The sequence below is a fragment of the Zarconia navalis LEGE 11467 genome, from assembly GCF_015207075.1.
In the GTDB taxonomy this organism is placed as follows: Bacteria; Cyanobacteriota; Cyanobacteriia; order Cyanobacteriales; family Geitlerinemataceae; genus Zarconia; species Zarconia navalis.
The window spans coordinates 1-7,742 of the sequence record NZ_JADEXN010000231.1; the positions used below are offsets into that span (position 1 = coordinate 1).

General features: G+C 48.2%; 8 protein-coding genes. 6 read left to right on the top strand and 2 right to left on the bottom strand.

Going from position 1 to position 7,742, the window contains the following annotated elements:
- The 3 genes from IQ235_RS12995 to IQ235_RS13005 all read left to right on the top strand — a co-directional run.
- A partial coding sequence (locus IQ235_RS12995) for a sugar phosphate nucleotidyltransferase (RefSeq protein WP_264321882.1) occupies window positions 1-667 on the top strand: 667 nt, incomplete at its 5' end.
- A 175-nt stretch (window positions 668-842) separates the two neighbouring features.
- Window positions 843-1,358 carry a hypothetical protein gene (locus tag IQ235_RS13000; protein WP_264321883.1) on the top strand — a complete coding sequence of 172 codons (516 nt, stop codon included), beginning with the start codon at window positions 843-845 and terminating at the stop codon, window positions 1,356-1,358.
- Window positions 1,359-1,391: 33 nt separating this feature from the next.
- A complete protein-coding gene (locus IQ235_RS13005) occupies window positions 1,392-3,509 on the top strand; it encodes a glycosyltransferase (protein WP_264321884.1) in 2,118 nt (705 codons plus the stop codon).
- 75 nt (window positions 3,510-3,584) lie between these two features.
- Here IQ235_RS13005 and IQ235_RS13010 read toward each other — a convergent pair whose 3' ends face one another.
- Entirely contained in the window at window positions 3,585-3,908 is a 324-nt protein-coding gene (locus tag IQ235_RS13010) for a hypothetical protein (protein ID WP_264321885.1), read from the bottom strand.
- A 473-nt stretch (window positions 3,909-4,381) separates the two neighbouring features.
- Window positions 4,382-4,504, bottom strand: a complete 123-nt coding sequence (locus IQ235_RS13015; RefSeq protein ID WP_264321886.1) for a hypothetical protein — start codon at window positions 4,502-4,504, stop codon at window positions 4,382-4,384.
- A 47-nt stretch (window positions 4,505-4,551) separates the two neighbouring features.
- Here IQ235_RS13015 and IQ235_RS13020 point away from each other — a divergent pair, with 47 nt between their 5' ends.
- The 3 genes from IQ235_RS13020 to IQ235_RS13030 all read left to right on the top strand — a co-directional run.
- Window positions 4,552-5,886: a serpin family protein gene (locus IQ235_RS13020; protein WP_264321887.1), complete on the top strand. Its 1,335-nt coding sequence runs from the start codon at window positions 4,552-4,554 to the stop codon at window positions 5,884-5,886.
- Between the two features lie 625 nt (window positions 5,887-6,511).
- Window positions 6,512-6,673, top strand: a complete 162-nt coding sequence (locus IQ235_RS13025; protein ID WP_264321888.1) for a hypothetical protein — start codon at window positions 6,512-6,514, stop codon at window positions 6,671-6,673.
- Window positions 6,674-6,676: 3 nt separating this feature from the next.
- Window positions 6,677-7,742: filamentous hemagglutinin N-terminal domain-containing protein (locus tag IQ235_RS13030; protein ID WP_264321889.1), on the top strand; the 1,066-nt coding region annotated here is incomplete at its 3' end.

The following is a 7,742-nucleotide window of genomic DNA, read 5'->3' on the forward strand; positions in this document are numbered from 1 at the left end:
GGATAACCCCACGGCATTTGGGGTGGCAAAAGTAGACGAAAACGGTCGCGTTCTGCAATTGGTCGAAAAACCCAAAGACCCTCCCTCGAATCTGGCCCTGGTGGGAATTTACTACTTCGCACCGACGATTCACGATGCGATCGCTCGTATCAAACCCTCGGCGCGGGGAGAACTCGAAATTACCGATGCAATTCAAAACCTGATCGACCATCAGGAGTCCGTCGAGTCTAAAATCATCGAAGGCTGGTGGTTGGATACCGGGAAAAAAGACGATTTGCTCAGCGCCAACCAGATTATTCTCGATACAAAACTGCAAACTTCCGTCAGCGGTCAAGTGGATGAGTCCACCGAACTCATTGGTCGGGTTGTCATCGGCGAAGGGTCTCAGATTACGAATTGTTCCATTCGCGGTCCGGTAATTATTGGAGAAAACTGCCACCTGGAAAACTGCTTTGTCGGTCCCTATAGCAGTATTGCCAACGATACGACCCTAATCGATATCGATCTCGAACATAGCGTAATTTTGCAAGGGGCTAAACTCGATCGAGTTCGCCAGCGGATTGTCGATAGTCTCATCGGTCGTCGCGCCAAGTTGGGGGTGGCACCGAAGCGACCGAAAGCAGTGCGGTTTATGGTAGGAGACGACTGCCAGATTGAATTAGAGTAATATTGCGCCAAAATGAAATGATGCTCCTGCTACGGATTGTTACCTCCCGTCGAGCGGGAGAATTCTCGTCGTAATTGTGCATCCTACGGCTATTTTTAGCTCGATCGCGTCGAATAATTGCATCGGCTCGATCGGGCTGCTATCGTAGTTCCAGTGAGGGGCGAGGAAGACCAACGTGAACTACGATCGAATTGACGAAGAAGGCATTGTCCGACGATTGCGCCAGACGCTGCACGCTCCAATGAGTCCGGCAAAACTGCCCTCGCTGACGGGAAATGGCGACGGTGCGGTGGATGGCGAACTCCAAGAAGATTTGGAACTATTGCAAGCCAGTAGCGATATTTATAGCGTTCCCCTCACCTCTGCTAGAAAGTTCGGTGCAATAATTATTACCGTTAAAAGTCTGCTGCGGAAGTTACTGCGACCCTCTTTAGAGCAGCAAACTATCTACAATGGGGCAAACCATCGCGTCGTGCGAGGTTTGAAACAACATCAACAGCAACTCCGGAAAGAGTTGCAGGCAGACTTGACGAATCGGTTTGCAGAAGCCCTCGAACTGATTGACGCACAAGCCGATCGCATTGCTCGGTTAGAAACCCAAATCGATCGACTTAAAAAGATGCAACAACCCACATTCGAGAACTTCGATGGTTCTACACCCGATCGCCTTTCGATGGGAGAACGGCAATAGAGTTGTTGGTCATGTTGCCCTTTTGAATTTTAAATGAGCCATCTACCAATTTGTTCCGCGATCGTTGTTAATTACAATGGCTTGCGCTATCTCAAAGAGTGTTTGGAATCGCTACAACAACTGGACTATCCCCGAGATTGCCTCGATTTAATTTTAGTGGATAACGGTTCTAGTGACGACTCATTAGATTACGTTCGTCAGACATTTCCAGAAGTTCGTCTCTTTATCAATTCTGAAAACAACTTCGCTAAAGCCTTAAATCTAGGAATTCAACATTCAAAAGGTGAATATATCGCCTTTATTAATAACGATGCAGCTCTCGATTCTCAGTGGCTATCGACTCTGCTTCGCCATTTCAATAAGCATTCCAATATGGGAACGGTCGGCGGAAAAATAAAGTTTAAAGACGGTAGAATTAATAGTGTCGGTCATCGTCAATTACCCAACTATTTCTGGGACGATATCGGTTTAGGAGAACCCGATAAGGGGCAGTACGATCGCCCTCGAGAAGTTGAAGGATTGTGTTGGGCGGCGGCATTGTTTCGCAAGGCTTGCTTGGTAGATGTGGGTGCAGTTGACGAAGCCTTTGTCATGTATTTTGAAGATGTAGATTATGCCCAGCGCTGTCGAGAGAAAGGATGGAAATTAGGGTACGTTCCCGAGGCGATCGCCTACCACGTTCATGGCGGATCGAGTCAGGGCAATACCCTAACCGAATATTTTTGCAATCGCAACCGTTTTTTGTATCTTGCCAAACACGAACCCGAACAATTTGTTGAAGCCATCGAAACTTCAGTTTTTACGAAACAGAAGCAATACGAACGCTTATTCGATGCATTGTTAGCCGGGGCGCAAAAGTTATGGCAACATCACGATCTCAGAGCGATCGAACCCATCCTCGAGCGATTGCAAGTCAAGCTGATAGAACTGTATCCTCATCCCGTTCCCGATCGATTTTGCAGACGATTGCAATCGATCGCGGGCGATTGCAAACTCTCAATTTATATTTACGACCATGCTCTCCATTTTGTCGGTGGCGGTCAAAAATACGTCGCTACTCTAGCATCGATTTTACAACATCAATTTGATATTACTTTTATTGGCAATAAACCCGTCACAATTTCCGATTTAGAAACTTGGTACGGACTCAATTTATCCCGCTGCCATCTTAAAATTATACCTCTTTCTTTTTTCGAGAAACGACGGATGGCAAATATCGATTCATCGATGGTAAGTCCAGAAATGGAAAATCCGTTCGATCCGATATCTAAAGAAAGTGAAGATTGCGATATTTTTATAAATGTCAACCAACTCGAAAAAGTGCAACCGAAATCGCCCATTTCGATATTTTTCTGTCACTTTCCCGATAGTTGGAGAAACACTCATTTTGCCGTCGATGATTATACATTTCTGATTGCCAACAGTCACTTCACCATCAAATGGCTCAAACGGCGGTGGAATCTCGAACCCACATTTCTCCTCTACCCTCCGGTCGATATGACGACTGTCGAACTTCCCAAGGAAAAGATTATTTTATCGGTGGCCCGATTTGAAGCGGGAGGCAGCAAAAAACAGATAGAAGAGATCGAGGCATTTTTGAAGCTACGAGCGGTGTACCCCACCGATATGGAGGGGTGGCGACTGGTTTTGGTAGGAGGTAGTACCCCAGGCAATCCGTACTTAAAAACCGTTTTGAAGCGAGTGCAAAAAAGCGAGGATGCGATCGTCGTGTTGCCGAACGTCTCCTCAACCGAGCTAAAATCTTGGTACGCCAGAGCCAGTATTTTTTGGCACGCCTGCGGATTGGGAGAAGTGAATCCCCAGCGTTGCGAGCATTTCGGTATGGCAACGGTAGAAGCGATGCAAAACTACTGCGTGCCGATTACCTTCAATGGGGGAGGTCAGCCAGAGATTATCGAAGCGGGTCAGTCGGGGTTTCTGTTCGATACCACTAACCGGTTGTGCGAGTATACCCACGAGTTAGCGGTAAATCCCGATCGCCTTTCTCAAATGCAAAACGCCGCTTTCGATCGAGGTCGGCAGTTTAGCATCAAACCGTTTGCCCAGAAAGTAAAAGCATTTTTTAGCATTCTCGATCGAGAATATCGCACCGTACCCTTACCCGATCCGGCAGAAGTTAGGATGCGTTAGATGGCGATAAGTTCTGCTTTCAACCTAAAGTCAAAGATCCGTCGCCGGAGCGATCGCTCTGCTACTACTCCAAAATCACTCGGGCGATTCCGAGACGATCTCGCCATTAAGCAAGCGCTCCAACCGTTCTTTCGACCAATATTCTGTCGGATAAGAGATGGCAAAAATAGCAGAGAGCCGAACTAGCCAAATCGTCCGTTCGTAAGCCAGATCGATTTCTTCCTCCTCTCGATCGGAATTGAGCACCAAAATTTCGACAAACTCGGGCGTTAAGTTAATCGGAATTCCTGTATAACTCAGGTCGCTGGCTTCGATCCAAACCTGACTTCCTTGCTGTAATGCTTCTTGCAACCGTTGGTAGAGAAGGTTGGCTGTTTTATTCCTAGATTTTTTCCCCATCTTCGTTGTCTTGAGATCGTTATACACCGGTGAATTCGGGAAAGTGAGGTTTCCCCAAATGGATGGAGTTTAAATCTAGAACGATCGTTTGCGTTGCTAACTTCACTCTTCGAGGGTCAAATTATAGATTGGATAAATCAGCATTGCAAAAAATACTTATTCTGTCAAATCCTTTGACGACCGAACGATTAAATTGTATTAGTTCGTTGCATTTCTCCGTTCGCAAGAGTTCTTCGGCTCTCGAGAAGCGGTGGGGGATGGCAAACCGAACTTGCCAGTCGCCGGAAAACGACCGAAAATATCCCCCGATCGGACAAGAGCGATCGCAAGGCGCTAGAATAGCTAAACCATCGAGGACGACGGTGCTTCCGTGCAGATAGTCGAACCTTCTGTTTTGTATAATGCGAGCGAGAGTAAAGCCTGAGCCGTTACCAACGATCGGTTTAGTGTTACGGTTGTTGGGGAATTTGGGTTCAATTTTTTGCGATTTTCTCATCGATCGCGCGCCACTGTAAAATTCCTTCAGCGTCAACGGCAAGAGCCATACCGAGAATGACGGTTGCGGCTTGCGAATCGTGCGTTAGGTTGGTCCGCATCTACCGAAAAAACATATTTCCATTTTCGATAGGGTTGGTGACTACCGATGAAATTTTCGCTTGTTGGTTTTTTCTTTGTTGCATTCAGTGCGATCGCATCATGGGTGCATCTTCGTCCGACCTTCTCCCAAGAAACCGCCATCGAGAAACCGGCAGAAATCAACCAACTCGTTGAAGGTAACTCTGCTTTTGCTCTCGACCTCTACGATCGCCTGCGGCAGGAAAAAGCCAATGAAAATCTATTCTTTTCACCCTACAGTATCTCCACCGCCCTGGCGATGACCTACGGCGGAGCCAGAGGGGAAACAGAACTGGAAATGGCGCGAGTTCTTCACTTTTCTCTCGATCGAAACTCCTTGCACGCATCTTTTGCTCAACTGATTGCCGCTGTTGAAACCCCCCCGACTCCAGCCAACCATTTTCGGGATCGACAAGACCCATTCTATCAACTCTCGACGGCTAACCGTCTTTGGGGTCAGCAAGGTGAATCTTTCGAGCCACAGTTTCTCAACCTCCTCGAGCAGTACTATGACAGCGGACTCGAAACCGTTGATTTTATCGGCGATACCGTTGCCTGCCGCCACCAGATAAACGCTTGGGTTGCCCAACAAACACAAGATAAAATTCAAGACCTCATCGGCAAGGACATCCTAAACGAGCAGACGCGGTTCGTTCTCACCAATGCGATTTACTTTCAAGGGGATTGGCTGGTTCCGTTCGATCCCGAACGCACCCAAAATGAGACGTTTACCACTGCATCGGGAGCGGAGATTGAGGTGCCGATGATGTACCAAAAAGATTATTTTGACTACACCCAAGTCGAAGGTTGGCAAGTTTTAGAGTTGCCCTACCGAGGAGAGACTCTATCGATGGTGGTACTGTTGCCCGATACCACCGAGGACTTGGAGACTTTAGAACAAAGATTCACTCCAGAACGCTTGCAAGAGTGGCTCTCATCTGTGACATCCCCCGTAAAGTTCGACGAACTAGTGCAAATCCAAGTCTGGCTGCCCAAGTTTAAAGTGACATCGGAATTCGAACTTAACCAGATCCTTTCCATGATGGGAATGCCGAGTGCATTTGGCGATCGATCGGATTTTTCGGGTATTAACGGTCAAAATGACTTGTTTCTCACCCACGTCATTCACAAAGCATTTGTCGAAGTGAATGAGACGGGCACCGAAGCGGCTGCCGCCACAGCCATAGGGGCAAGCCGAGGTTCTCCCCCATCCATCGAATTTCGCGCCAACCGCCCGTTCGTTTTTTTGATTCGACATCGCGATTCGGGAACGATTTTATTTTTAGGTCGCGTTGTCAATCCTTTAGAATCATCATCAGAGCCGATCGATACTCCTGCAGAGTCGCTACGCGAACGCAATTGACACCGGACGCAATGACTTATCGCGGTTTGCGCTCAACATTGACTCCGAAAAGAGTGGGTCGCAAAAATATAAAAAGCTGTAGGGGTAGTGTTCCTGTGCTTACCTCGTTTGAGTGGGTTAGGGTCTACCATCATCCAAACTGCTATAAGTTAACACCACTGGGTGGGAGAAATGCCCCCGTACCTACCCCAGCAGCATTACCAAACATGAAAAAATATCGATAACGTCTTACTCGATTACAACCCATTCCCAATCAGGATAAAAGGCGACCAATAATAGGGATGGGAAAGACGATTTCGAGCTTGGGTTGGTAGATTTTCAAGAAGGTTTTCGTCAATGAATGCCACTTCGATCGCCGATCGCAATTTTGACCCTAGTACCCGTATTGGGAGATCGATCGAGAAAATTCTTCACACTTCCCGCATCTCTGAAAATACATAAATCTCATATCTCTTTGTCCAAAGTCCAATCTTTCCGTAGTTTCAACAATAGACAAAACGAGTATTGAGCGAGTAAAAATAAGCAACGAAGCGGTTGTGCGTCTGCAAATACATTCCAAGAGACCGCGATCGTCGATCGCCTCCCCTCTCGTCAAAATAGGCGATCGAGCGTAAAGTTTGGGATATTGCCAATTTCAGTGAGACGATCGGGTGTGGGTTGCCTCCATCGCGATCGCGCGCGATGGAGAAAACAATATCTCACGATTTTCGATCGCAACTTCCGTCGGGTGAATCTACCGCTACAGAAAGATATCGCCACCCATACCCAAATACGCGATTGCCCCTAGAAGATGAAAACCTCAATCCTCAAACTCCTCAATGCCCGCAATCGAAGATTCGATCGAGATCGGGTTTCGGGAGCTTTTGCCCCAGTGCTGCTCGCTCTGATTTTACCCCAAGCCGCCTCGGCACAGATAACCCCCGACACCAGTCTGCCCAATAATTCCCGCGTCAAAGTCGAAAGCGCGATTCAACGCATTACCGGTGGCACGAACGCTGGAGAAAACCTCTTCCACAGCTTCGAGGAATTCAACCTCCAAACCGGTTCAACCGCCTATTTCGATAATGCCCTCACCATCGACAACATTATCACCCGCGTCACCGGTGGAAATATTTCCAACATCGATGGATTAATTCGAGCCAACGGCACGGCAAATCTATTTCTGCTCAATCCCAGTGGCATCGTCTTCGGTTCCAATGCCCGACTCGACATCGGCGGATCGTTTCTCGGCAGCACTGCCGACAGCTTTGTGTTTGAAGATGGCAACACCTTCAGCGCCACAGAACCCAATTCCTCCACCCTACTCTCGGTTAACGTTCCGGTGGGGTTGCAGTGGAACGGAGTCAACTCCGGTTCGATTCGAGTAGAAGGAGCCGGTCACATTCTCCCCAACGAAGACCCGACAGTGGTTCCCCTAGAAGAGCGCAATAGCGGCTTTGGATTGCGGGTTAAACCCGGAGAAACTCTAGTTCTGGTGGGGGGAGACATTACCCTCGATGGGGGGCTGCTAACGGCGCAGCAGGGGCGGATTGAACTCGGTAGCGTTGGGGTGGGAACGGTGAGTTTGGACGCGAATGGATCGAGTTTAGATTACGCTAATGCTGGGAATTTGGGAACGGTGCAGCTTCGATCGAAAGCATCGGTAGATGTGAGCGGCATTGGTGGTGGAGAAATACAAGTGCGGGGAGAAACGGTATCCCTTGCCGACGATTCGCGAATTCTGGCAGATACGTTGGGGACTGAAGATGGGGTAGAGATTGCCATCGACACCAAACAGTTGACGATCGCCGGAGATTCATTCGTTTCAGTGTCTACTTACGGCGATGGGGTCGGGGGAAATCTAGAGGTAAATGTCA